Below are 26,096 nucleotides of genomic sequence, written 5' to 3' on the forward strand. Positions count from 1 at the left end.
TGCAGCAAGGACCACCGCCATGCGTGCCACCGCCACTCCCTCGCCCGTTCGCAACGGCAAGCGGCGCCTCCTCAGCAGTTGCGCGATCGCCGCCGGCATCATGGCGCTCGCTTATGGCGGCCCGGCACAGGCGCAGGTCGCAGGAAGCGCGCTGAACCCGCCGGGTACCGTCACGATCGGTACCGATGCGGCGAACCACACTACCAATGTGAGCGTTACCGATGCCCAGACGATCATCAACTGGGTGCCGACCGACACGACCGGGACCGGCGACATAGATTTCCTGCCGTCGGGCAGCACTTGGAATTTCAACGGCACCGGCGACTATGTCGTTCTCAACCGCTTCGTGAACGGTGCGGGCGGCTCGCTCAGTCGCCAGATCGCGCTGAACGGGGAAATCAACAGCTATATCGGCCTGACGTCAGGCACGCAGGGCGGCAGCATCTGGTTCTACAACGCAGGCGGCATCCTGATCGGCAGTTCCGGCGTGATCAATGTCGGCAGCCTCGTGCTGACGACAAGCGACATCGACACTAGCGGGGGATTTTTCGGCTCGCCCGATCCGACCGACCCGACGGTCCGCAGCATCCGCTTCATGGCCACGACGCCCGGCAGTACGCGCGGGGTCACCGTGAACGGTGAAATCCATGCGAACCAGCTGGGTGCCCCCGGCAGCAGCTATGTCGCGCTCGTCGCGCCGCGCGTCACACAGGCGGGGCGTGTCGAGGTCTATGGCTCGGCCGCCTATGTCGCCGCCGAAGCGGCCGACATCACGATGAACGCGGGGCTGTTCGACATCCAAGTCGGGGTCGGCGCCACAGGCGGCCAGGCGATTACCCACACCGGCATCACCACGGGCCCCGAACAACAGGCGACAGGCCCCGCACAGCGCATCTACATGGTCGCGATCCCGAAGAACGACGCGGTGTCGATGCTGGTGTCGGGTCAGGTCGGCTATCAGGACTCGGCGACGACGGCGCAGACCGATTCCGCCGGCCGCATCATCCTGTCGGCGGGCTATGACGTCACCAATAATGCGCTCACGGGAGATACGTATCTCACCCGCAACCCCACCACCGCCGCGGCGGCGGACATCACGGTCAACGACATCATCTTTCGCAGCAATGTCGAGGCCCATGCCAGCGGCGCCTTTCTGGGCCAGCCGTTCGGCGTCGTCCCGACCGGCGGCCCCTTCACCTTCGTTCCCCCGCCGCAGCAGGGCCGCTTCGCAATTCAGGGCGACGGCTTCTTCACCGGCGACACCAGCGCCACGCTGACCATCAATGCAGGCCGCATCGGCTTCGTGACGGGCAATCTGAGCGTCGTCTCGGGCGGTAACGCCACGACACCCGGCGATGCCGCGATCAACGTCGCTGGCGGCCAGCTCTCCGTCCAGGGCCTCACCTCGATCTCGGCGCCGGGCTTTTTCGGCACCGCGACCGGCGACACCCAGGGCGGCAGCGCCGGCCTGACCATCACCAATGGCGGGCAGATGATCGCCAGCGGCGGCCTCTCTCTCTCCGCCGATGCCTTCGGCGGTTTCGACGACGGCGGCCTGGCGAGCGGCGACGGGACCGGCGGCTCGGTGACGCTCACCGTCGCGGGCGCGGGCAGTTCGCTCAGCGGCGGCGATATCTATCTTCACGCCAACGGATATGGCGCGCTGCCCTCATCGGGTTTCGACATCGCGGATACCGGCGGCGCGGGAACCGGAGGGACCGCGACGGTTCGCGTCCAGAACGGCGCCAGCCTTTCCACCACGGCGGAATTGACGCTGGAGGCCAATGGCCAAGGCGGCTTCGGCCTCGACCAGTCGGGAATCGGGCACGGCGGCGACACGCTGGTCGAAGCGACCGGAGCCAATAGCTTGCTGCAGGCATCGCAGACCAGTCTCGCGGCCACCGGGATCGGCGGCGGCGGCGACGTTGACGACCCGCTGACCGGCCCCGTGGCGTCGCAGAACGGCGGCGAAGGCATCGGCGGCACCGCGACGCTGCGCTTCAACGCCACCGGCACCTCGCCCCGCAGCACCGGCCTCACCGACATCGACGTATCGGCGGCGGGCGGCTCTGCCGGCGATTTCGATGCGGCGAGCGGCGAAAATGCACGTGGCGGCGACGCGACCGGCGGCGACGCGGTGGTCGAGGTGCTGGGCGGCAACGCGCAGATGACCTCGCTCACCATCAATGCAAGCGCCGTCAGCGGTGAGGGCCGTAGCGGTAGCGGCACGACCGCGCGAAGCGGCGACGCCGAAGGCGGCACGATCGCCATTTCGGCCGTCGGCGCCGGATCGGTGCTGGGCCTGTCCGGCGGCTCGGTCCTTCTCGACGCCAGCGGCACCGCCGCCACGGGCCTCCACGAAAATGCCGGCAGCGGCAGCGGCGGCACCATCGGCGTTTCGGCGACGACCGGCGGCACGATCAGCGGCATGGCCATCCTGTCGGGCAACGCCTTCGGCGGCAGCTCGAACATCTCCCCGCTGCTCAGCGCCGGCACCGGCACCGGCGGCTCGGTCGATTTCCTCGCCGACACCGGCGGCACCCTCTCCGCCCAGGCCTATCAGGCGCGCGCCAACGGCAGCGTCGTCAACACCGACGGCAACAACGGCGCCGCGCAGGGCGGCAACGTCTCGATCATCGCGCGCGGCGGCGGCACCGTCGCCGCGACCGCAGCCGGCGTCTCGGAACTGGAGGCGGCAGCTATCGACGGGATCAGCGCCGACGGCAGCACCGCGACCGGCGGCGGCATCCGGATGATCGCCGATGGCGGCGCGATCCGCCTGCGGGGTGTCACGCTGAATGCCGACGCCACCTCGGGCCGCGACGATCCGGGCAGCGCGTCGCTGGCGACGGGCGGGGCGATAGCGATCGGGGTCGGCGCCGGTGCGAACAGCATCTTGTCGGTCGATACGCTCGAAGCCCAGGCCAACGGCATCGCCGGCGCCTATTATGACGGCTTCGTCTCCGGGCCGGGCGATGCGCGGGGCGGCACGATCACGCTCGACATGCAGGGCGGTAGCCTCACCACTTCGACGAGCACGACCGGCATCGCCTTGTCCGCGGACGGCATCGGCGGTGACGGCAGCGAAGGACGCGGCGGCAGCGTCGCCTTCACCCAGACCGGCGGCGCCGTGACCACCGGCAATGTGCTGATCACCGCGAACGGCGAAGGCGGCGAAGCGGGCAACGGCATCGGCCGGCTCGCGACGCTCAGCTTGACTGGCGGCACCTTCAACACCAACGGCGGTTCGGTCGTCGTGACGGCGAACGGCGAGGGCGGACAGGGTTTGATGGGCAATGATGACCCCGATTTCGGCCGCGACGGCGGCACGGGCGGGTTGGGTCAGGGCGGAACGGCGACGATCACTATCGGCGGCACCGCGGTCGTCAATGCGGGCGTCCTCGGCGCCTATGCCAGCGGTACCGGCGGCAGCGGTGGCGACTTCTTCACCGACGGTCTCGAAGCGGGAGCAGGCGGCGCCGGCGGAACCGGCAACGGCGGCCTCGCGACGCTCAACCTGATTTCGGGCAGCCTGACCTCCGATATCGTCGTGGCCGAGGCGCGCGGCAATGGCGGCACCGGCGGCACCATGTATTCGTCGAGCAGCACGGGTCCGTCGATCGGCGGCGGCGTCGGCGGCGACGGCGGCGCGGCCGCCGGTGGCACGGCAACGCTCAATCTCGGCACGACCGCCTTGACCCTGGGCCCCTCCGGCGGATTGTCCGCCCGCGCGATCGCGACCGGCGGCCAGGGCGGCAACGGCCCGTCGGAAGGCACCGGCGGTGACGGCGGCCTCGCCGAAGGCGGCACCGCTCAGGCGATCATCGACAATCATGACGCCGGCCTGCTGACGCTCGCTCTCGACAGTAGCGCAGCGGGCGGCAACGGCGGCTTCGGAGATTCGGGCGACGCCGGCAATGGCGGCGACGCCATAGGCGGCACCGCGCGTGTCGAAGCGAATGGCGCCGATGCCGAAGCCGTTGTCTCGCAGAGCAATTTCCTTACCAGCGCGACCGGCGGCAACGGCGGCACCGTCTTCGGCGATTCCCTGGCAGCGCCGACCGTCGCCGGGCGCGGCGGCAACGGCGGATTCGGCGCGGGCGGAATCATCGAGATCGCCGCGAGCAACGGCGCGACGATCGGCCTCAGCGGCGATTTCAGCAGCAGCGGTACCGGCGGCAACGGCGGCAACGGCGGCAACAATCTGAACGCGCCCATGCTCACCGGCGGCGGCGGCGGGACCGGCGGCGGCGCACTCGGCGGCATCGTCCACCTGTTCGCCAACGGCGGCACCGTCACGTCGGACGGCGCGCCCGTCGCGATCACCGTCGGCGGCGTGTCCGGGGCCGGCGGCAACGGCGGCACCGGATCGGGCAGCGACGGCAATTTCGGCGGCACGGTTGCCGATCAGGGCGGCACGGTCGTCATCGAGGCGCTGACGACACCCGGCGGCACCGGCGGGATCGCCCTCGGCGACACGAGCATCCAGGCGAACGGCAGCCTTGCCGGGCGCATCGAACTGCGTGCCGACAACAGCGCGATCACGATGAACAGCCTGACCGCCGAAGCGACGGGGTATGCGGAGCCGGTCAACGGCAACACCACTCCGGCATCGCCCGGAATCTTCCTGACCGCGACCGGCGGTTCGATCGCCACGACGGCCGCCACGGGGGGCGACATGACGCTGCGCACCAACGGCGGCGTCGACATCGACGCGCAAGGCGACGGTCAGGTGAGCGCCACCGGCAATCTGACGATCGACGCTTTCGATACGGTCCATGTCACGCATACGGATCGCGGCGCAGCGCCGACGCTTTCTGCCGCCGGCGACCTGTCGATATCGAGCGGGCTCAATATCAACGCGGACCCCGGCACGCTGCTGAGCGCCGGCGGCACGCTGACGCTTCAGGGCATCGGCCCGGTCTCCAGCGTCATCGCGGATCGGATTTCGGGCAGGGATATCGTCATCACCGCCAACGACCTCGCCGTCATCGAACATGCCGAGGCGGTGGACGACTTCCTGGCCAATACCTACAGCTTCCGCACCGGACTCAATTCGATCATCGCCGGCGGCGATATCGACATCAATGTGGTGACGACCGCCGATCTCGGCAATTCGACCGCGGGCGGCCATATCGCCGTCACCGCGCGATCGATCGACTTCAACAATGCGAACGCGGGCACGTTCGTGTCGCTGAATGCGTCGGGCACGGGCGCCACCGACGGCATCGTCGGCACCAATATCACCGCCGACGGCGGCGTCAGCCTTAATGGACGAAGCGTCGACATCGACGGGACCGTTCAGTCCGGCCAATCGCTGTTCGTGACCGCGAACACGGGCAATGCCGCGATCGGTCTGGCCAATGTCGCAGGCGATATTTCGGTCTTTGCCGGTACCAATCTTTCGGGCACCTATCGCGCGGGCGGCAACGTCAATCTCAATGCCAATGGCAATGTGACCGCCGAAGCCGATGCCGCGGGCGGCTATGTCGACCCATCGGGCAGTTTCACCTCCGAAGGCTATGTGTTCGCCGAGGCCGACGGCAATGTGACCCTGACGAACAGCAGCGCTGCAACGATGCTGGGCGTTCAGGCAAACGGCGCGGCGAGCCTGACCGGAGCGAGCGCAGGCGAGGATGTCTTCGTCCTTGCCGGAACGACGGCGACGCTGTCGGGTATCACCGCCGGCGACGACCTGACCGTCCAGGCCAACGGGCTGGTCAGCGTCACCAACGCCGCGACGACCGGAACCGGCCGCGACGACCGCAGCATCGTCTATGCTCCAATCTCCTCGTCGCCGACGATCTCCTTCCTGCAGATCGTGACGACGCCCGCCGATCTGTCGAACATCACGTTGACGGGGGACGCGGGCATCGCCGCCGCCAATGTCCGCGCGTTCAACAATCTGACCGCCACCTCGGGCGGCACGATCACGGCGACCGGACCGCTGGTCGCGGGCGGCAACCTTGACATCGGCGCGGTGGGCGCCGTCAACCTGGCGGATGCGACCGCGGGCGGCTTCATCGACATCGACGGACAATCGATTGCCTTCGACGCGCTCGACGCAGGCGGCTATGTCGATCTCGACACGACCACGTCGGAAGGCGATCCGGGCACGGTCAACGGGGCATCAATCGTCGCGGGCGCGGACGTCCATCTGGCGGGCAGCAGCATCGACACCGACAGCGTCACCGCCGCCGCTTCGCTTTCGGCGACCGGCACGACCGGCGCGGTCGCGATCGACAACGCCGCCATCACCGGCAATATCTCCGTTTTGGCAGCCGGGAACATCAGCGGCACCTATAGCGCCGGCGGCGATGCGCTGCTGAGCGCGGGCGGCAATGTCGTCGCGTCGGTCAGCGCGACGGGCGGCTATCCCGACTCGTCCAACCCCGATCTGCCGAGCGGCGGCAACGTCTATGTCGATGCTGCCGGCAACGTCACCCTGACCGACAGCAGCGCCGGCGGGATGTTCGGCGTCAATGGCCGGTCGGTCGCGCTGACCAACGCCGCGGCGGGCGAGGACATGCTCATTCTCGCGCAAGGCCCCGCGACCCTTTCGGAAATCAGCGTCGGCGACGATCTCGATGTGCGGGCCACGGGTGCGATCATCGCAAATGACGTACGCGCGACCGGCCTCGGGCCCGACGGCTTCCTGCTGAACTATTCCCCGACGGGCGGCTTCACCATCGGGCAGGGCGAAGGATCGACCTCGCTCGACGGCGCCGACATCGACCTCCGCTCGTCAGGGGCCTCGATCGGCGCGAGCGACCTGTCGGCGGGCGACGACATCTTTCTGACCGCCGCGACGACGATCGCGCTCGACGGCGGAACCACACTGGGCCTCGGCGTCACCGGCGGCGACAGCAGCATCTTCACGTCGGGTGGCGGCACGACCTTGTCGGGGCTCGATGCCTTTAGCGACGTGATCGTCAATGCGGCCGGGGCCGTAGGCGTCAGCGGCCCCGTGCAAGCGGGCCGCGATATCGCGATCGACGCCGCCAGCGTCCAGCTCGCCGATCTGGCCACCCCGGCCGGCGCTGTGCTTCAGACGCTCACGGCGGGCCGCAACCTCACCATCACCTCGGCGGCAGGCATCGATGGCGGCCGCATCCTGGGACAGGGGAATGTCACGCTGACCGCCGATGACGCGATTGCCGTAACCGGCGTCGCGAGCGGCGGCGACATGAACCTCGCGGGTGCAACGGGAATTGCCGCCGACCGGGTCGAAAGCGGCGGCGCGACGACTCTCGCCAGCAGCGATGGCCTCATCAACCTCGGCTCGCTGACATCGACCGGAGATGTCGACGCGAGCGGCGATAGCCTGTTCATCGGCGATGGCGGCAATCTGACCTTCGCCAATCTGGTCACCGATGTCGGCGATGCGGCGGTTCGCACGAGCGGCGATTTGGTCGTCGTCAACGGCAGCATCGCCGGCCGTGTCGACCTGGCCAGCGCTGGCGAGCGGATCAGCATCGATACGCTGACCGCGAACAGCGGCAACATATCGGCGACAAACGGATCCGTCACGCTGAACAATGTCACGGTGACGAGTTCGCTCAACGCAAACGCCTTCACGTCGGTGCAGATCAGCGGCATCGTGACCGGAGAGAATATCACGCTGGCGTCCGGCGATATCGAGATCGGCAGCGCCGCGCGCGTCGGCACGGCAGGCGTGACGCAGGGGCTGTCGTTCCAGAACAGCAACAACGAGCAGCAGACCTTCGTCGGCGGCACCGGGACGCGCGATGGCTATCATATCGATGCCGACGAGTTGACGCGCGTCTTCGGCAACAATGTCGATATATTTGCGCCGGAGGTATTCGTCGCCGCCCCATCGCTGGTCGGCGGAACCGCGCAGCCCGATGTCGTGGTCGACGACTTCACCATGACCGCGGGCGGGTCGGGGGCGAATCTCGGCGCCACCGGATCGCTGTCGATCTTTACGCCGGGCAAGATGCGCGTTCTGGGCGATGTCCAGTTGACCGGGCTTTCGGACACCAACGCGCTCAACCTGCGCGCCGACACGGCGCTCGAAGTCCTGTTGGGTCAGGGTTCGGTGCGCCTGGTCGGCGCGAACGACGCACCGGGCGGACAGCTCAACATGCGGTCGAGGGATATCATCGTCGCCACGCCGGAGGCCATCGACGACGTTGCCAATGCCACCACGCTCGAGGCGATCGAAACGCGGCTGGCGCAGAACGACGGCATCACCCTCGACGAAGGGGCGCTTTTCGCGCGCGGCATGAACTTCAACGGCAATGTCTATGTCCAGAACAGCGGCAGCGGCACTGACTATGCCCAGCGGCGCGGCCTGACCTTCGGCGCCGGCGGGCTCAATGTCGCGACCGAAGGCAATGCGCGGATCGTGCTCAACGGGGTGCATCTGGGCCCGAACGGGCAGGTAACGGGGCTCGACACGATCCCGCTGCTGACGATCAACGGCGGCGGCGTGGTGGTCCCGTCCGATCTCTACAACCCGGCGGCGACCTTCAACGGCTGCCTGATCGCCGGCGTCGCCGCCTGCTCCTTCGTCCCACCCGAGCAGCCCGACTATGAATCGAACTTCCCGGTCCAGGACGTGATCGAGAAGGAAGTCGATGGCGACGATGACAGCGGCGACGGCACCAGCCTGCCGACCGCGCTGATCACGATGCGCGCCCTCGACCCGCTGACCGGCGAGCCTTTGCTCGACGATCCGGTGACCGGCGCGGGCAACGACGATCTGTGGACGCCGACCACCGACACGCAGCCCTGAGCCTTTCGGTTGACGGACCACCCCGGAGCGGGGCAAGGGCGCGGATATGACCGACGCCCCTGCCCCGCTCGCGGATTCCGGCGCGCCTCTGCGGCTGTTCAACAGCCTGACGCGCCGCTTGGAAGATTTCCGACCCGTCCATCCCGGCGAGGCCCGCGTCTATAGCTGCGGACCGACGGTCTATAATTATCAGCATATCGGCAACATGCGCGCCTATGTCTTTGCCGACACGCTCGGCCGCACCCTGTCGTTCAAGGACTATGCGCTCCGCCACATCATCAACATCACCGACGTCGGCCACCTGACGTCGGACGCCGACGCGGGCGACGACAAGATGGAAAAAGCCGCGGCCTCGCAGGGCAAGTCGGCGTGGGATGTCGCGGCTTTCTATACCGCCGAATTCAAGCGCGACCTCGGCTGGCTGGGCGTCCGCGATCCCGCCAAATGGACCGTCGCGACCGACTATGTGCCGCGGATGATCGCGTTCGCGGAGCGTATCGCCGATGCGCATTGCTACGAGCTCGACAGCGGCCTCTATTTCGACGTCTCGACCGTCGCCGATTACGGCCGCCTCGCGCGCGCGGTAACCGACGAGGGAGAGGGACGGATCGAGGAGGTCGAGGGCAAGCGCCACGCCGCCGACTTCGCGATCTGGCGCAAGACGCCGCCCGGCGAGACGCGCCAGATGGAATGGGATTCGCCCTGGGGCCGCGGCGCGCCCGGCTGGCATCTCGAATGTTCGGTGATGGGTGAGGCCGAGCTCGGGATGCCTTTCGACATCCACACCGGCGGCATCGATCACCGCGAGATCCATCATCCGAACGAGATCGCGCAGAACCAGGCCTATCGCGGCTGCGGCAGCCTCGACTGCGCCGAGCATTCGGGCGCCCGGATGTGGATGCACAATAATTTCCTGATCGACCGCGGCGGCAAGATGTCGAAGAGTTCGGGCGAGTTCCTGCGCCTGCAACTGCTGGTCGACCGCGGCTATCATCCCCTCGCCTATCGCCTGATGTGCCTGCAGGCGCATTACCGGTCGGAGCTGGAATTTTCGTGGGAAGGCCTCGGCGCCACACTGACGCGGCTTAAGCGGATGGTGATGGCGGCCGCGTCGGTGCGCGATGCCGACGAAGCGGAGATCGCCGACCGCCGCCTTGCCGACCTGCTCGCCAAATTCGACGCCGCCATGTCGGACGACCTCAACACCCCCGTCGCGCTCACCTTGCTCGAAGAGGCGGCGGCGATGAAGAAGGTCGACGCCGGTCAGAGGCGCGCCGCGCTGGCGGCGATGGACGCCGTGCTCGGCCTGCAACTGCTGACGCTGTCACGCGAGGAGCTGCGGCTTCGGCCAAAGGATGCGACGATCGACGAAGCCGCGATCGGCGACATCCTTGCCCGCCGCAAGGACGCGCGCGCGGCAAGGGATTTCACCGCCTCCGACGCGCTACGCGACGAGCTCATCGCAGCGGGCGTGGACGTGATGGACGGCGATCCGCTGGGATGGGACTGGCGGCTGGACAATTAATTCCCCTCCCGCTTGCGGGAGGGGTTAGGGGAGGGCATGTTGGCCCGACCCGTTGCGTATTTGGACAGGCCCTCCCCCGGCCCCTCCCGCAAGCGGGAGGGGAGATGCATGACCAAGACCATCACCGTCCTGTCCGGCCTGATCCGGCCGCTCGTCGAAAGCCGCCTGCCCGGCTGGGCCGAGCCGCGCTTCTTCATGAGCAAGGAAGAGGCGATGGCTCTCGCGCCCGACGCCGAGATCGGCTGGTTCGACATGTACGACAAGAAGGACATGGCCGCCGCCATCACCGCGGCGACGAAGATGAAGTGGCTCAACTCGATCTATGCCGGGGTCGACGGCATGCCGCTCGACCTGCTCAAGGAACGCGGCACGGTGGTGACGAACGGCGCGGGGATCAACGCGATCACCATCGCCGAATATGTCGTGATGGGAATGCTCACGGTCGCCAAAGGCTATCGCGACGTCGTCCGCGCGCAGGAGCGGCGCGAGTGGCTGATCGAATCGCCGGGCAAGGTCGAGCTCTACGGATCGAAAGCGCTGCTGCTCGGCTATGGCGCGATCGGCAAGCTGATCGAGGAACGGCTGAAGGGCTTCGCCGTCGACATCACGGTCGTGCGCCGCTCGCCCGGGCCGAACACTCTGACCCCCGACCAGTGGCGCGCGCGGCTCGGCGACTTTGACTGGGTGATCCTCGCGGTGCCCGCGACCCCCGAAACCGATGGCATGATCGGCGCCGCCGAACTCGCCGCGATGAAGCCGACCGCGACCCTGATCAACATCGCGCGCGGCGCGGTGGTCGATCAGGACGCGCTCGTCGCCGCGCTCGACGCGAAACAGATCGCGTCGGCCTTCCTCGATGTCACCACCCCCGAACCGCTCCCCGCCGACGATGTGCTGTGGAGCCTCGACAATGCGCATATCACCATGCACCTGTCGGGCCGCGCACAGGACAAGATGTTCGTCCGCGCGGCGGAGCGCTTCCTCGATAATCTGGGCCGCTGGCACAAGGGCGAGCCGGTCGAGCCACGGGTGGATTTGACGCTGGGATACTGACCCATCGCCCCCGCGAAGGCGGAGGGCGACGGAAAAGCCCTCAAATCGGCCGTTCGGCCTTCAGCTCGCGCACCAACGGCTGGAGCCGCTCGTCATATTTGGCGAGCATCGTATGTGCCCCAGCATGGTCGTAGAAGCTCACAAGTTCGCGCCCGTTCCAGCGGTGGATCGCATAGGCGGGGTCTTCGGCGACGATCATCGGACGATCGTCGGGCTTGTTCTCGTCGATCGGGCGAAGGTCGAGCGAGACCTGCGGCGCGGTCGACGAGCAGATGGCGATCGTGCGCCCTTCCCACGCGACGGTGACGGCGCGGTGGAGGTGGCCGCAAATGAGGCCGCGCACCTGGTCGTGGCGGCGGACGACGTCCGTGAAGCGATGCACCCATGGCTCGTCAGGATGGGTGTTCATCCATTCGATGCCGCTTTCGACGGGCGGGTGATGCATCACAATATAGGTCGGTTTGTTCCGGTCCTTCGCCAGTTCGGCGTCAAGCCACGCCGCGCGCACCTCGCAGAAGGCGCCGCCGTGGCGTCCCTCCTCAAGCGTGTCGATCGTGACCAGTCGCAATTCGGGCAACTCGACCGCATATTGGATGAAGCCGTTGCCGTCGTCGAAGCCCGGAAACTGCGCGTGAAAATTATCGCGCAGGTCGTGGTTGCCGACGCTCGGCCACACCGGAAAGGGACAGCGCGAGAAAGCGGTCGCCAGCCGGCGGTAGCTGTCGGGATCGCCGCGATCGGTGATGTCGCCGGTCGCGAGCAGCAGGTCGGGACGGTTCGGCCCCTCGATCAGCACGTCGAGCACGTCGTCGAGCCGCTTGCGGTTATATTCCGCGGGGTTGTCAGGATCGAAACCGATATGAATATCGGTGATCTGGGCGATCAGCATGTCCGTCCTCTGCCCCTGCTCCGGCCGCCTGGTCGCGGCCGCCCCATCGTCATCCGCCCTGCCTTGCGAATCCCAGCACCGGTGTGCGCCATGTCACATCATAAAGATGACGCCGCGCCGGGCCTGTGATCGCGGTCACAGCATAGACGCCCGGGCGTGGACGATCGGTAACCGTCGCGACCTTTTTCTTGCGCTCACGCTCCGGCATCCACGGCTTGCCCCCGTCGCTGTGATATTCGTGGCACATGGCGCACGAGGATCGGGTCGGCTCCTTCACCTTTGCAATCGTGGCGCCGCTTTCGCCGACATGGCAGGTACGGCACGGTGCGAGCCCCGGAACCAGCAGCTGTTCGGAGCGCTTCGACCGGGGCGCTTCGGTATGGCAGGTCGTACACTCGACCTTGGCATGACCAGGGTCGGCGTGATCGAACCAGCCCTTCGACAGGAAGCGCGGAGACTGGACGACCTTCTGGACGCGCCAGCGGTTGCCCGATACCGGCGCAAAGATCGTGTGACAGTCGTAGCAGGCGCCGCCCTTCGAGAAGACCGCGCGCACCGCATCCTCTGCGCGGTTCGGACGCACGGCGACTTCGCGGAAATAGATGTTATAGACCTGCCCCTCGGCATAGGCACCCGGCCGCCGCCGTTCCATGCCGCCGAGTTGCAGCGGCCGCGTCGGCGGGGTCGAGCGGTAATAAGCGAAAAGATCGGCGACGACCTGATCGGGTTCACCGTGGCGCAGGGTCCGCGTGACACCGCCGACGGTCTCGAAAGCGAGGCTGTGGCACATCGCGCAGTCGCGCTCCATCTCGACCGGCTTCATCCGCACCCCGTCGCTCTCCGGACGATGGCAATTTTCGCATTCGAGCTTGTTGCCGAAATCATAGCGGCCTCGGAAGCTGGTCGCCATGCGGGCGACACCGCTGGTCGCACTCAAGTGAATGTCGTGCGGAAATTTGAGGCCGTTATAGTCGAGCGGCGCCTTGCCCGAGGCACGGATCGGCTTGGCGCCCGGCGCGGCATGGACCCACGGGCGGAACTCGGGATGCAGCGTGCCGAAATCGGCGGCATCGGCGACCGTCGGCTTGAATCCCGCATCGATCAGCCGCGCCTTCATCCCGTCGTGGCAGTCGGCGCAGAATTTCTGCGGCGTCGCGGGCATCGGCCCCGCGCCCTCATGCTCGGTATGGCAGTCGACGCATCGTCCCTGCGGGCGGTTGAAGGTCTTGGCAAAGCCCGCGAGAATGCGCTCGCCCACCCCCGGCGGATGGCGCGCGGCGAGCAGCATCGCGGTCGGCGCATTGGCGTGCGCCATGCTCATCGCCTTGTGCTCGCCGGTGTGGCAGCCGACGCACGCCTTGTCGGTCACCGCGACGAATGGCTCGACGTGGCACGCTTGGCAGTCGCCTTTCAGATTGGCGTGGGCGCTCGACAGCGGCCCCGACGACCAGGCCATGTCGGCGTGATAGCCCTGCGGCCGCTCGTCGACATTGCGAAAGCTGTGCCACGCCCAGATCGGTCCGATCAGGAAAGCGAGCAGGACGATGATGCCGAAGGTCCAGGCGCCCATGCGCTTCCCCGGCATCACCCCGGCGAGCGAAAAGGCTTTGGCCTCGTCGACATCCTTCGACGACTGCGACAATTCGTCGATCCGTTCGACGAGCAGGATGATGGCGTCGCCCTCGCGCGCGATGGTCAGGCGGTGGCCGCCGAAGCGCAATTCGGCGCCAGCGGCGCTGTCGATGTCGGCGGCATCGACGGTGCGGCCGTTGAAATCGAACCCCAGCCCCTCGCTCGCCGCGACGCGGACATGGCGGCCGTCGGCGCTCGTGATCGCCGCGTGCTGCGGGTTCACGGCCAGATCGGCGATATGAATGACATTGCCGGCGTCGCGGCCGAGCGTGATCGTATCGCCCGGCAGCGCCTGGTCGCGGATGATCTGCTTGCCCGTCTTCGTCGTCGAGATACGGCGCAGGATGAAGCTCATGGTCCCCTCTCCCCCGCCTTACCAGTAGAAGAAGACGCTGATGATGTGCGCCGACAGCGCCGCGATCAGCGCAAAGGTCAGCGGCACATGCACATAGAGCCAGATTTCGAGCAAAGCCCGAATGCGCAGATGCTGGCGCAGCCGCGCAAGCGCCACCTCCTTCTGCGAGAGCAGGCCGACCACCTTCTCGCGCGCCTCGGCATCGCTGCTCCGCGATACGCGGAGCGCACCGAGCGCGGCGGCGGTCGCGCAGCGGGGATAGCGCCCCGACAATCGCGCCATGATGCCCCCCGCGAACGGATCTTCGTCGAGCGCCGCGAGCACCGGGGCGGTATCCTCGGGCGTCAGCGGCTGCGCGGCGGTGTGAAGCTGGCGGTCAAAAGCGCGGATCGCCTCGAGCATCTGCATCTGCGTCATCTCGTCGCGGTTATTCGACAGCGCGGCGGGCAAGGTCGCATAGACGGTGACGCCGTACAGTCCCGACAATATCACGAGCATCATCAGCACCCAGGCGAGCGTGTGGACGTTCCAGCCGAGCTGGAAGCCGGTGTGCCACGTCCCGATGACGATCAGGCTCAAACCCAGATAGACATGCGCCGAGGTCCAGGCCTTGAGCGACCAGTAATCGCTCGTCATCTTGCGCTTGCGATAACCGAGCGCGGTCAGCCACAGGATCAGCAGCGCCCCGATCGTCCCCAGCGTATAGCCATACCAGGTGCCGCCGCTCGGCCGCGGTGTGACGTCGATCAGCGCATAGGAGACGATGATCAGCAGGCAGAGCCCGCCCGAAATCTTCGCCCAGCGGAAATTGGCGTAGCGCAGAAATCCTTCGTGCCGCCGCTCGCGCACGCGCTCGGTCTGGGTCGCCTTCGAGCGGCGCCGCTGAAAGAGCGATGCCATCAGCCCGCATCCTCCTGAAGCCGCGCGATCGACAGGAACTCCTCGGGCGACACGCGGATTGCAGCGCCCGTTGGACAGGCGCGCACGCAGGCCGGGCCACCAGCGATGCCCTTGCACATGTCGCACTTCACCGCGATCTTCTTCGGCTTTTCGTCGCCCAATTGCTTCTTGGTCCATTTGGGCGACGGCTCGCCCGGGCCGGGGCCGAAGCCGGTAAGCAGCCAGCGCAGCAGGCTCGGCTTCTCGGGCGGCGCCGCTTCCATGCGGATCACGCCATAGGGGCAGTTGCGCATACAGTTGCCGCAGCCGATGCAGCCCGGCTCCATGAACACTTCGCCATCGGGACCGCGGTGGATCACGTTCGGCGGGCAATCGGCCATGCAATGCGGATGCTCGCAATGGCGGCAACTCGTCGGCACATGCAGATGCGCAAAGGTCTTGCCCGCCTCGCGGTCGAGCCGCGACAGGCCTTCGTGACTATCGGCGCAGGCCTTCTCGCAATTGTCGCAACCGACGCAGAGATTTTCGTCGATCAGCAACGCGTCGGTCGCCTCGCCCAGCCCCTCCTTCATGATGAAGCCGGCGGTATCGGAATAAAGGTCGACCGCGCTCGAATAGCTGGCTTTGCGCGATTCGATGAAGCTGTTCATCTGTGCACGCTCGGCCACCGCGGCCTCGGTCGCTTCGCGCACCTTCGGCCGCGCCGCGAGCATCTTGCGGAAGCTCTCGCCGGTCAGCTTGATGACCTCGCTGCCGACCGCGGCCTTCACCGTCGCATTGCGCGGCGCGCCGCTCAGCACGCCCATCTCGCCGAAGAAGCTGCCGGCGGGCAGATAGCGCAGGAAGATCGGCTTGCCGCCGATGTCCTTCTCGACGACCATCGATCCCGAGCGGATGACATAGACGTCGTCGCCCTGTTCGCCTTCGGTCAGCACCACCTTGCCCGCGGGGATGCGCTCGACCTCGGCGGTGTCGACCACGGGCTCCAGATCCTCGACGGTCAGCCCGCCCTTGAATATCTGGAGAAGCTGGCGTTCGAGCGAGATGCGGTTGATCACGCGCTTGGCGCCCGGCACCGCGGCCATCAGCTTGAGCGCCGCGGTGCGCGACACTTCGACGAAGATACTGTCCTCGCCTGCACGGATCGTCGCGCCGCGCTTGCGGCCGGAGATCAGGCCGACCTCGCCAAATATCGATCCCTGTTCGATCGGCACGGTGACGCCCGGCGCGACCTCGACTTCGGCATGGCCGTCAGCGATCGCGAACAGCGACGATCCAGGGTCGCCCTTCTCGAACACCACCTCGCCCTTGCGGTAGAAGGCGACCTTCGAATCGAGCATGAACTCGCGCATCTGAAGCGGCGAGACGTCGGCGAAGATGCGCACCCGCTCGCGCAGATAGTCGAGCCATTCGGTCACCGATTTCTGCTGCGGCAGGCCCGCAAAAATCGCCGCCAGATCCTTTTCGTCGGCGGGGGTCAGGCTGGTGTTGCCGTTGATGAACTCGACGACGTCATAGCCCTGGTTCATGCAATGCTTGATCAGCGGATAGCCCGCGAGCGCGCCGATCACGAAGATGCCGGGCACCGTCGATTCAAAGGTCGGCGAAAGTTTCGGAAAGGCTTCGCGGTCAGGGCCGGTGAACTCGATCCCCATCGATTCGACGAAGCCGCGCGGCGCGACCGAGCCCAGTCGCGCGACGATGACGTCGCACTCGATCTTCTCGTCGCCATTGGGCGTCTCGAGCGTCAGCCAGCCGGGTTCGACCAGCTTGGGCTGGGTCTCGGTGCGGATCGACAAAAAGCCGTTCTCGCCGGCCTCCATCATGTCGGAGACGTTCTTCGCCTTGGCGCGCGCGAAATCCTTCGATCGGTTGAGGATGGTGACGGTGTTCTCCAGCGCTTCCTCGGCGACGCCAAGCGCATTTTCGATCCCCGCGTCACCCGATCCAACGACTGTGATATGCTTGTCCTTGAAATCCTCCGGATCGTCGACCTGATAGATGATGTGCGGCAGATCGGCGCCGCCGCAGCGCATCCGGTTCGGATTGCCCTGCGTCCCGATCGCGAGGACGATCGTCTCGGCGTGATAGACGTCGCCTTTCGCGGTCCGAATCGCGAACGCGCCTTTCTCGCCCGTCACTTCGGCGACATCGGCGTGCTTGACGACATTCACCTTGTTGTTGGCGGCATCCTCGTCCCAATTGCCGAGAATATATTCTCGCGCACCCTCGGCAAAGCGGCAGTCGGAGCGCAGGTCCAGCCGCTCGGGCGTCGCGAGGACGCGCTTGCCCTTCTGATATTTGAAGATGGTGTCGGAGAGGTGATCGGTCTTTTCGAGCAGGACATGGCTCATCCCGAGCTGCCCCGCGCGCGCCGCGGCACTGAGCCCGGCGGGCCCCGATCCGATGATCGCGACCTTCACGACATCGCTCATGCGCGCGCATCCCCGCGGCGGCGGCGATCATGTCCGGCGATGAAGCTGACGAAAGCGCGAACAGGCATCCCAATCCCCCAAATCGCCCACCCCTGAGCGACCACCTATGGATGCGACCCGGACTTATGTCCTGGACGAAGAGCTATGCCCTTGAAAGCGGGAAAAGGTCAACCGGCGAGAGGCTGCTGCGAGACGTTCGCAACTAGTGGATGAGAAGCGGAAGTGTCCTCCATCCTAATCCATTTCCACCGTCATTCCCGCGAAGGCGGGAATCCAGCTTTTTCCTTCCTTCGCGCCTTTGCGCCTTTGCGTGAGATTGATTGAATTTCACGGGAAGGCGCGAAAGCGCGAAGATTAAAGGGGAAAGGGAAAAGCTGGATTCCCGCCTTCGCGGGAATGACGATGAAGGGGCTACCGTCCCGGTCGGACCTGATTGTCGACGCCGCTCACCGCCAGCTTCGGCCTGCCCTTTCCGGCAATCCGCCACGTCACGACATTGTCGACGCCCGACACGGTGAGCGGGGCACCGGGGCGCAGGGTGATGCTGATCTGGTTGCCGACGCCGTTGACGGTCAGGCCGGGACAGTCACCGACGAAGTCGATATGATTGTCCGAACCCGATACCTGGGCGGGCTGTCCACCGCAGTCGATCTGATGCGCCTGATCGACTCCGCTGACGGCTGCTCCGTCACGCGTTCCGGTGCCGTTATTCCGCTGCGCGGCAAGCGGCGTGGCGGCGACGGCGAGGCTGGCGGCAAAAGCTGGAAGCACATATTTCGCAGCGGCATGATAGCGGAACAAGGTCGTCTCCTTCGTTCCCCGCCTCGAAAATTCCCTTGCCCGTCAATGCTATGGAAAGAGGTCCGCGTCAACGGGCCAAGCGTCAGGCCAATTCGAATATCGCCGCGATGCGGTCCGATGCGATCGGCTCGAAGCGTGACCAGCCATCGGGGCCAAGCTTTTCGAGCGGGCGGAAGCGCGCCTTATACGCCATGCGCGCTGACCCTTCGATCCAATAACCGAGATAGACGTAAGGCAATCCGGCTTTCGCCGCGCGCAGCACATGATCGGCGATGATATAGGTGCCCAGTCCTTCGCGCAGCGGATGGTTGGCATCGAAAAAACTGTAGATCATCGACAGCCCGTCGCCCTGCCGGTCGGTCAGGCAGCAACCGACGAGGCGGCCGCGGCTGCCGTCGGCGGTCGGTTCGCGATATTCGATCATATAGCTGTCGACCGGAGTCTGCTCGACCATGTCGGCAAAATCCTGCTCGTCCATGTCGGCCATGCCGCCGTTGGGATGGCGCGAGCCCAGGTAGGAACGCAGCAACGCATATTGCTCCTCGGTCGCCCAGGACTTGCAGGCGGTGGCGACGAGGTCGCGGTTGCGGCGGATCGTGCGCTTCTGCGAGTTGCTCGGCGCGAACTCGGCGGCGCAGACGCGCACCGACACGCAGGCCGTGCAGTCGGCGCAGCTCGGGCGATAGGCGACCGACTGGCTGCGGCGGAACCCGATGCGGCCGAGCGCATCGTTCAATTCGTTCGCATTGGGACCGCTAAGCTCGGTGAAGACCTTGCGCTCGGTCTTGCCCTCCAGATAAGGACAAGGCGCGGGGCTGGTGACGAAGAAGCGCGGAAAACGGAACGGTGCGGACACGCGAGACAGACCTCCGGACGATGATGCGAACCCTTCCCACGCGGGTTCCGACACGCGACTTGCACCGACTATGCCGCCTGCCGTCAATGGTGCAAACATCATTTACCATTTTTGTCCGTCCCGGACTGAATCAACTCCGAAATTTTCTGAATCGCGCGGTAACTTTTGTGTCGGATTGAATCAAAACTCTCCAGCCTTCGCCGGGATGACGGAACAAATAGGCGTCAGCTATAGCCGCGCAGTTCGTCCCCGGTCAGCGTCGCGACATGCAGCACGTTGGTCGACCCCGGCGTGCCGAAGGGAACCCCCGCCATCATCACCAGCTTGGCGCCCGCCGTGCCGATGCCGTGGCGCAGCGCCATGCGCTTGCCCTTGGCGATCATTTCCTCGAAGCTGCCGATGTCCTTGGTCGGCACCGCGTGCGCGCCCCACAGCAGCCCCATGCGCCGCGCCGCGTCGCGCTTCGGCGTCAGGACGAGCAGCGGCGCATTCGGACGCTCGCGCGCGACGCGGCGCGCGGTCGATCCCGATGCGGTGAAGCAGATGATCGCATCGGCGGCAATCGTCTGGATAATATTCCCGGCCGCCTCGGCGAGCGCATCGGCCGTCGTCGCATCAGGCGCGGTTTCGGTGAAGTGCAGGCGGCGGAAATAGTCGGGATCGCTTTCGACCGAGCGTGCAATGCTGTCCATCATCGTCACGGCTTCGACCGGCCAGGCGCCCGCCGCCGTCTCAGCCGAGAGCATGATCGCGTCGGCGCCGTCATAGATGGCGGTCGCAACGTCGGACACCTCGGCGCGCGTCGGCGAGGGCGAAACGATCATCGATTCGAGCATCTGGGTCGCGACGACCACCGGCTTGCCCATCGCCCTTGCGGTCGCAACGATCCGCTTCTGCAGCGGCGGCACCGCCTCGGGCGGCAGTTCGACGCCCAAGTCGCCGCGCGCGACCATCGCAGCGTCGGCGATCTCCAATATCTCTTCGAGCCGCTGGACCCCCGCGGGCTTCTCGAACTTGACGAGCAGCGCCGCCTTGCCGCCGATCAGCCGCCGCGCCTCAGCGACATCCTCAGGCCGCTGAACGAAGGAGAGCGCGATCCAGTCGACATGCTGTTCGAGCGCGAAGCTCAGATCCTTGCGGTCCTTTTCGGTCAGCGCCGCGAGCGGCACGACGACATCGGGAACATTGACGCCCTTGCGGTCCGAAATCCGCCCGCCGACCTCGACGATCGTCTCGATCCGCTGGGACGAAACCGCCTGCACGCGCAGCACCAGCTTGCCGTCGTCGACGAGCAGCCGCGTGCCGGGTTCGAGCGCGGCGAAGAGTTCGGGATGCGGCAGGTGGACACGCCCCGCGTCGCCCGGTGCCTGGTCGGTGTCGAGGACAAAGTGCTCGCCCTTCACCAGTTCGGCGGGCCCGTCCTTGAAGGTGCCGACGCGCAGCTTCGGCCCCTGCAGGTCGACGAGGATTGTCGTCGGCCGGCCGGTGTCCTTCTCCAGCGCGCGGATCGCGGCGATCACCTTGGCGTGGCCTTCATGGTCGCCGTGGCTCATATTGACGCGAAAGGCATCCGCGCCCGCACGGTGGAGCGCTGCGATCATCTCGGAATTCGCGCTCGCGGGGCCGAGCGTCGCCAATATGCGCACCTTGCGCTGGCGGGGCGTGAAACTCTGGACCACAGATGCTCCGAAGACTGGAAAAATGACAGCCGCCTGCCTAGGCGCTCTGTCGCGGCGAAGGCAAGCCGCGTATAGCTATGCAACGCCCGAGACGAAGGAATTTCGCCATGTCCTGCAGCGACGACCAGACCGCGCCGAACGACGCGCTCGACAGCCTCGACGATGCCGCCGCCGCCGCAGCCTTCCGCCGCCTTGTGCGCCTGCTCCAACATCGCAGCGACGCCGCGAACATCGACCTGATGGGGCTCGCCGGATTCTGCCGCAACTGCCTCGGCGACTGGATCGCCGAAGCGGGCGCCCTGGACAAGGAAACCGGCCGCGCGATAATCCACGGAATGCCCACCAAGGAATGGAAAGCGCGCTTCCACGTCGCCGCGACGCCCGAGCAGCTCGCGCGGATGGAAGAAAGCATGGCCAAGAATCCCTGACCTCGCTAGGTGAGCGCCGAGGCGATTCTCGCCACCCCATCCAAACCTCAAGCGGAGTATAAAATGAGCGAAGCCACCGTGTCCGACGAACAACTGCGCCTTTTCATCGAGCGCATCGAGCGGCTGGAAGAAGAGAAAAAGGGCATCGCCGACGACATCCGCGACGTCTATCTCGAATCGAAATCGCAGGGCTATGACCCCAAGATCATGCGCCAGATCGTGCGCCTCCGGAAAATGCCCGTCCACGACCGCAAGGAAATGGAAGCGATCCTCGACGTTTACAAATCGGCGCTCGGAATCGCCTGAGCCCCCAACAGGAGAGTGACGATGTTCAGCACCACGACCAACAGCATCGAAGGCCATCCGGTCCGCGAATATCTGGGCATCGTCACCGGCGAAGTGATCGTCGGCGCCAACCTGTTCCGCGACCTGTTCGCGAGCATCACCGACATCGTCGGCGGCCGCTCGGGCAAATATGAGGACGTCCTCGCCCGCGCGCGCAAGGAAGCGCTCGGCGAGATGGAGGCGGAGGCCGCGAAGCTTGGCGGCAATGCGGTGATCGGCGTCGACCTCGACTATGAAGTGCTCGGCCAGAACGGGTCGATGCTGATGGTGTCCGCCAGCGGAACCGCCGTGGTTGTGTGATCGCCGATGCCGCGCTAGTGGCGGCGCCACATTTTTTTCCATTCAGTGGAGGTAGCTGTGGCCGGCCATAGCAAGTTCAAGAACATCATGCACCGCAAGGGCGCGCAGGATAAGAAGCGCAGCGCCCTTTTCTCGAAGCTCGCGCGCGAAGTCACCGTCGCCGCGAAGATGGGCCTTCCCGATCCCGACGCCAACGCGCGCCTGCGTGCCGCCGTCAACGCGGCCAAGGCGCAGTCGATGCCCAAGGATAATATCCAGCGCGCAATCGACAAGGCGGCGGGCGGCGACGGCGACAATTACGAGGAAATCCGCTACGAAGGCTATGGCCCCGGCGGCGTCTCGCTGATCGTCGAAGCGCTCACCGACAACCGCAATCGCACCGCGACCAATGTCCGCACCGCCTTCGCCAAGAACGGCGGCAACCTCGGCACCAGCGGCAGCGTCAGCCACGGCTTCGACCGCCTCGGCCTGATCAGCTATCCCGCGAAGGCCGGCGACGCCGACACGGTGTTCGAAGCCGCGCTCGACGCGGGCGCCGACGATGTCGAATCATCCGAGGACGGCCACGACATCTGGACCAGCGTCGACAGCCTGCACGAGGTCGCGAAAGCGCTCGAAGCCAAGCTCGGCGAGGCCGAAGGCGTCAAGCTCGCATGGAAGCCGACGCTCAAGAGCGAAGTCGCCGACGAGGCGACCGCGCAGACGCTGTTCAAGCTGATCGACACGCTCGACGACGACGACGACGTTCAGACCGTGTGGGGCAATTACGAAATCCCCGACGCAGTGATGGAAAAGCTTGGCTAAAAGTCAAAAGCCGTTCGCATCGAGCGAAGTCGAGATGCCCATCGGTCGTGCGCATCTTCGGGGTGTCTCGACTTCGCTCGACACGAACGGAACATAGTGATCATCCTCGGCCTCGACCCTTCGCTCAGTTGCACCGGCTGGGGCGTCATCCGCGTCGAAGGCAGCCGGATCAGCCATATCGCCAACGGCCAGATCAAGACCGACGCCAAAGCCCCCCTGCCCGACCGCCTCGCGCATATCGACACGATACTCGCCGCGGTGATCGCCGACCATATGCCGGGGTGCGCGGCGGTCGAGGAAGTTTTCGTCAACGACAATCCGCAATCGACGCTGAAGCTCGCCCACGCGCGCGGCGTCGCTTTGCTCGCCTGCGCGCGCGGCGGGCTGCCCGTCGCCGAATATGCCCCGCGCCTCGTCAAGAAGGCGATCGTCGGCACCGGCGGCGCGGCGAAGGAACAGGTGCAGGCGATGCTGCGCGTGTTGCTCCCCGGCGCCAAGGTCGCGGGGGCGGATGCCGCGGATGCACTGGCGGTGGCAATCTGCCATGCTAACCACCGGCCTCGTTTTTAAGAGAAATCTCACGCAAAGGCGCAAAGAAGAAGAATCTCACACGAAGACACAAAGATGCGGTCTCGATCATATCGTTGAGCGGGGCATCCGGCGTCCCGAATTTCCTGCCGGACTTCGTCCGGCCATGAAATGGGCCGTTCGCGCCACGCGGCCGGCGTCCGTGTAGAAAATCGCCCTCTTTGTGTCTTCGTGTGAGAATATTCTCTTCTTCCTTCTTCGCGCCTTTGCGCCTTTGCGTGAGACATTCTTCCTTCCTTGTTCCCTTTTCATTCCTACCGCGCTAGCACGGCGAAATGATCGCGAAACTCACCGGACGGCTCGACAGCAGCGGCGCAGGCCATGCGGTGATCGACGTCGGCGGCGTCGGCTATCTGGTCGAGGCGTCGGCGCGCACGCTCGACGCATTGGGCGCGGTCGGCAGCGACGTCACGATCCACACCGAAATGCTCGTCGGCGAGGATTTCCTGCGCCTGCTCGGCTTCGCACGCGCCGAGGAGCGCGACTGGTTCCGCCTGCTCACCAGCGTCCAAGGCGTCGGCGCCAAGGTCGCGCTCGCGATCCTCTCGGCGCTCGAAATCGGCGACCTGCAACGCGCCCTCGCGAGCAGCGACAGCGCCATGATCGCCCGCGCCAACGGCGTCGGCCCGAAGCTCGCGCAGCGGATCGCGCATGAACTGAAGGACAAAGCCGAGGCGCTGGGCGGTATCGTTGGTTCGAATCCCTCCGTCTCCGCTGCATCCGGCCCATTCGGCGACGCCGTCGCCGCCCTCGCCGGCCTCGGCTTCAAGCCCGGCGAGGCAAGCGCCGCCGTGGCGGCTGCCAGCGAGGAACTGGGCGCGGGGGCGACGCTGGATGCGCTCGTCCGCGCGGCGCTCAAAAAAGCGGCCAAATGACCGACAGCATCCGTCACGCATCCTGCCGCTGCGGCCAAATCCGCATCGCCTGCACCGGTGAGCCGATCCGCGTGTCGGTCTGCCATTGCCGCGAGTGCAAGGCGCGGAGCGGCAGCGCCTTTGCCGCGCAGGTTCGCTTTTCGGCCGAGCAGGTCCGCATCGAGGGCGAGGCGAACGCCAAGATGTGGCAATATACCGGCGGCAGCGGCAACACCGCCGACTTTTTCTTTTGCGGCACCTGCGGTTCGGGCGTCTGGTATAAAGCCCGGCCCTATCATGACGCCTATGCAATACCGCTCGGCAATTTCGAGCCGGGCCATGGTTTCGTACCCGATTATTCGGTTTACGAGGACCGGATGGAACCTTGGGTTTCGATTACCGGCGAAGGGGTCGAACACTTTGACTGAGTGCCCACCTTCTCTCCCTTTCGTCATGCTGAACTTGTTTCAGCATCCATGGCCCTGAGCGCGCGGCCATGCGCGACATCTTTCAGCCCTGCACCTATATTCTCGCGAGCTATCCCAATGGCACGCTCTACATCGGCGTCACCTCGAATCTCGTCCAGCGCATCTGGCAGCACCGCAACAGCGCGACCAAAGGCTTTTCGGCAAAATATAGGACCTATCGCCTCGTCCATTTCGAACTGTTCGGAACCATGGCCGATGCCATCACCCGCGAAAAGCAGCTCAAAAACTGGCACCGCGCATGGAAGATCAACCTGATCGAAGCCGACAATCCCAAATGGCGCGACCTGGCCTTCGAAGTCGGCGCCGGGCCGATCGGCCAGGCCATGGATGCTGAAACAAGTTCAGCATGACGAGATTTATGGGTATCGCGAAACCGTGACCGACCTCACCACTCCTCTCCGCACCCCCGAGGACGCCGACGCGGCGCTCCGTCCCAAGTCGCTCGCCGAGTTCGTGGGCCAAGCGGCGGCGCGCGAGAATCTGCGCATCTTCATCGAGGCGGCGAAGGCACGGGGCGACGCGCTCGACCATGTGCTGTTCTTCGGCCCGCCGGGGCTCGGCAAGACGACGCTGGCGCAGATCGTCGCGCGCGAGCTCGGCGTCGGCTTCCGCTCCACTTCAGGCCCGGTGATCGCCAAGGCGGGCGACCTCGCGGCGCTACTCACCAATCTCGAGGACGGCGACGTCCTGTTCATCGATGAGATCCACCGCCTCGCGCCCGCGGTCGAGGAAATCCTCTATCCAGCGATGGAAGACCGCGCGCTCGACATCATGATCGGCGAAGGACCGTCGGCGCGCAGCGTCCGCATCGACCTGCCGAAATTCACGCTGGTCGGCGCGACTACGCGACAGGGCCTGCTGACGACGCCGCTGCGCGACCGCTTCGGCATTCCGGTGCGGCTCAATTTCTATACGCATGGGGAGCTGGAGCAAGTGATCGGCCGCGCCGCGCGGTTGCTCGGTCTGGGCATCGCACCCGACGGCGCGCTGGAGATTGCGAAGCGCTCGCGCGGAACTCCGCGCATCGCCGGGCGTCTGCTTCGCCGGGTACGCGATTTCGCGACGGTGGCGGAGGCAGCGGTCGTCGATGCAAAGGTCGCCGACGCCGCACTCAACCGGCTGGAGGTCGATGCGCTCGGCCTCGACGCGATGGATCGGCGCTACCTGACGATGATCGCCGACATCTATCGCGGCGGCCCCGTCGGCGCCGACACGCTCGCGGCGGGGCTCAGCGAGCCGCGCGACACGATCGAGGATGTGATCGAACCCTACCTGCTCCAGATCGGCCTGATCGCCCGCACCGCGCGCGGGCGGATGCTCAACGCCAGCGCGTGGAAGCATCTCGGCCTCAATCCGCCTACCGGCGCTCAGGACGGATTATTCGACAAGTAGGAATCCCGGTTTCC

The 26,096-nt window shown here is 66.2% G+C and carries 19 protein-coding genes; 12 read left to right on the forward strand and 7 right to left on the reverse strand.

Annotated features, from left to right (window positions below):
* The first annotated feature begins 19 nt into the window (after positions 1-19).
* From ACVENA_RS13165 to ACVENA_RS13175, 3 genes are all read left to right on the forward strand, one after another.
* Positions 20-8,758 carry a hypothetical protein gene (locus ACVENA_RS13165; RefSeq protein ID WP_449325731.1) on the forward strand — a complete coding sequence of 2,913 codons (8,739 nt, stop codon included), beginning with the start codon at positions 20-22 and terminating at the stop codon, positions 8,756-8,758.
* A gap of 46 nt (positions 8,759-8,804) precedes the next feature.
* Positions 8,805-10,283, forward strand: coding sequence for a cysteine--tRNA ligase (gene cysS, locus ACVENA_RS13170; RefSeq protein ID WP_449325732.1), 1,479 nt, complete (start codon positions 8,805-8,807; stop codon positions 10,281-10,283).
* 108 nt (positions 10,284-10,391) lie between these two features.
* Positions 10,392-11,336, forward strand: a complete 945-nt coding sequence (locus ACVENA_RS13175) for a D-2-hydroxyacid dehydrogenase (RefSeq protein WP_449325733.1) — start codon at positions 10,392-10,394, stop codon at positions 11,334-11,336.
* A 40-nt stretch (positions 11,337-11,376) separates the two neighbouring features.
* Here the strand turns inward: ACVENA_RS13175 and ACVENA_RS13180 are convergent, their stop codons facing one another.
* The 7 genes from ACVENA_RS13180 to pyk form a co-directional block, all read right to left on the reverse strand.
* Positions 11,377-12,225, reverse strand: a complete 849-nt coding sequence (locus ACVENA_RS13180; protein ID WP_449325734.1) for a metallophosphoesterase — start codon at positions 12,223-12,225, stop codon at positions 11,377-11,379.
* A gap of 49 nt (positions 12,226-12,274) precedes the next feature.
* Entirely contained in the window at positions 12,275-14,212 is a 1,938-nt protein-coding gene (locus ACVENA_RS13185) for a cytochrome c3 family protein (RefSeq protein WP_449325735.1), read from the reverse strand.
* Positions 14,213-14,230: 18 nt separating this feature from the next.
* Entirely contained in the window at positions 14,231-15,112 is an 882-nt protein-coding gene (locus ACVENA_RS13190; RefSeq protein ID WP_449325736.1) for a hypothetical protein, read from the reverse strand.
* Positions 15,112-17,547 (reverse strand): cyclic nucleotide-binding domain-containing protein, encoded by a 2,436-nt coding sequence (locus ACVENA_RS13195; protein WP_449325737.1) that lies wholly within the window; start codon positions 17,545-17,547, stop codon positions 15,112-15,114. Before ACVENA_RS13195 ends, ACVENA_RS13190 begins: the two co-directional genes overlap by 1 nt.
* 411 nt (positions 17,548-17,958) lie before the next feature.
* Positions 17,959-18,348: a DUF3060 domain-containing protein gene (locus ACVENA_RS13200; RefSeq protein ID WP_449325738.1), complete on the reverse strand. Its 390-nt coding sequence runs from the start codon at positions 18,346-18,348 to the stop codon at positions 17,959-17,961.
* 82 nt (positions 18,349-18,430) lie between these two features.
* Positions 18,431-19,204: an arginyltransferase gene (locus ACVENA_RS13205; RefSeq protein ID WP_449325739.1), complete on the reverse strand. Its 774-nt coding sequence runs from the start codon at positions 19,202-19,204 to the stop codon at positions 18,431-18,433.
* 224 nt (positions 19,205-19,428) lie between these two features.
* On the reverse strand, positions 19,429-20,883 hold the full coding sequence (gene pyk, locus ACVENA_RS13210; protein WP_449325740.1) for a pyruvate kinase: 1,455 nt from the start codon (positions 20,881-20,883) through the stop codon (positions 19,429-19,431).
* Between the two features lie 107 nt (positions 20,884-20,990).
* On the opposite strand from pyk, the gene ACVENA_RS13215 reads away from it, so the two are divergent.
* From ACVENA_RS13215 to ruvB, 9 genes are all read left to right on the forward strand, one after another.
* Positions 20,991-21,311, forward strand: coding sequence for a DUF1244 domain-containing protein (locus ACVENA_RS13215; RefSeq protein ID WP_449325741.1), 321 nt, complete (start codon positions 20,991-20,993; stop codon positions 21,309-21,311).
* Between the two features lie 63 nt (positions 21,312-21,374).
* Positions 21,375-21,617, forward strand: a complete 243-nt coding sequence (locus ACVENA_RS13220; protein ID WP_058814959.1) for a DUF2312 domain-containing protein — start codon at positions 21,375-21,377, stop codon at positions 21,615-21,617.
* Positions 21,618-21,638: 21 nt separating this feature from the next.
* Complete coding sequence (locus ACVENA_RS13225) at positions 21,639-21,956, forward strand: YbjQ family protein (RefSeq protein WP_257543645.1); 318 nt, start codon at positions 21,639-21,641, stop codon at positions 21,954-21,956.
* 57 nt (positions 21,957-22,013) lie between these two features.
* Positions 22,014-22,760, forward strand: a complete 747-nt coding sequence (locus ACVENA_RS13230) for a YebC/PmpR family DNA-binding transcriptional regulator (RefSeq protein WP_449325742.1) — start codon at positions 22,014-22,016, stop codon at positions 22,758-22,760.
* Positions 22,761-22,856: 96 nt separating this feature from the next.
* Entirely contained in the window at positions 22,857-23,330 is a 474-nt protein-coding gene (ruvC, locus tag ACVENA_RS13235) for a crossover junction endodeoxyribonuclease RuvC (RefSeq protein WP_449325743.1), read from the forward strand.
* Positions 23,331-23,623: 293 nt separating this feature from the next.
* The gene (gene ruvA, locus ACVENA_RS13240; RefSeq protein WP_449325744.1) at positions 23,624-24,223 is read left to right on the forward strand and encodes a Holliday junction branch migration protein RuvA; all 600 of its coding nucleotides are present in this window, start codon (positions 23,624-23,626) and stop codon (positions 24,221-24,223) included.
* Positions 24,220-24,630: a GFA family protein gene (locus ACVENA_RS13245; protein ID WP_449325745.1), complete on the forward strand. Its 411-nt coding sequence runs from the start codon at positions 24,220-24,222 to the stop codon at positions 24,628-24,630. Before ruvA ends, ACVENA_RS13245 begins: the two co-directional genes overlap by 4 nt.
* 68 nt (positions 24,631-24,698) lie before the next feature.
* Positions 24,699-25,040, forward strand: coding sequence for a GIY-YIG nuclease family protein (locus tag ACVENA_RS13250; protein WP_449325746.1), 342 nt, complete (start codon positions 24,699-24,701; stop codon positions 25,038-25,040).
* Positions 25,018-26,082 carry a Holliday junction branch migration DNA helicase RuvB gene (ruvB, locus tag ACVENA_RS13255; RefSeq protein ID WP_449325747.1) on the forward strand — a complete coding sequence of 355 codons (1,065 nt, stop codon included), beginning with the start codon at positions 25,018-25,020 and terminating at the stop codon, positions 26,080-26,082. The genes ACVENA_RS13250 and ruvB overlap by 23 nt, the downstream gene beginning before the upstream one ends.
* Positions 26,083-26,096: the final 14 nt, after the last annotated feature.

It is taken from the genome of Sphingopyxis sp. 550A, from assembly GCF_053569535.1.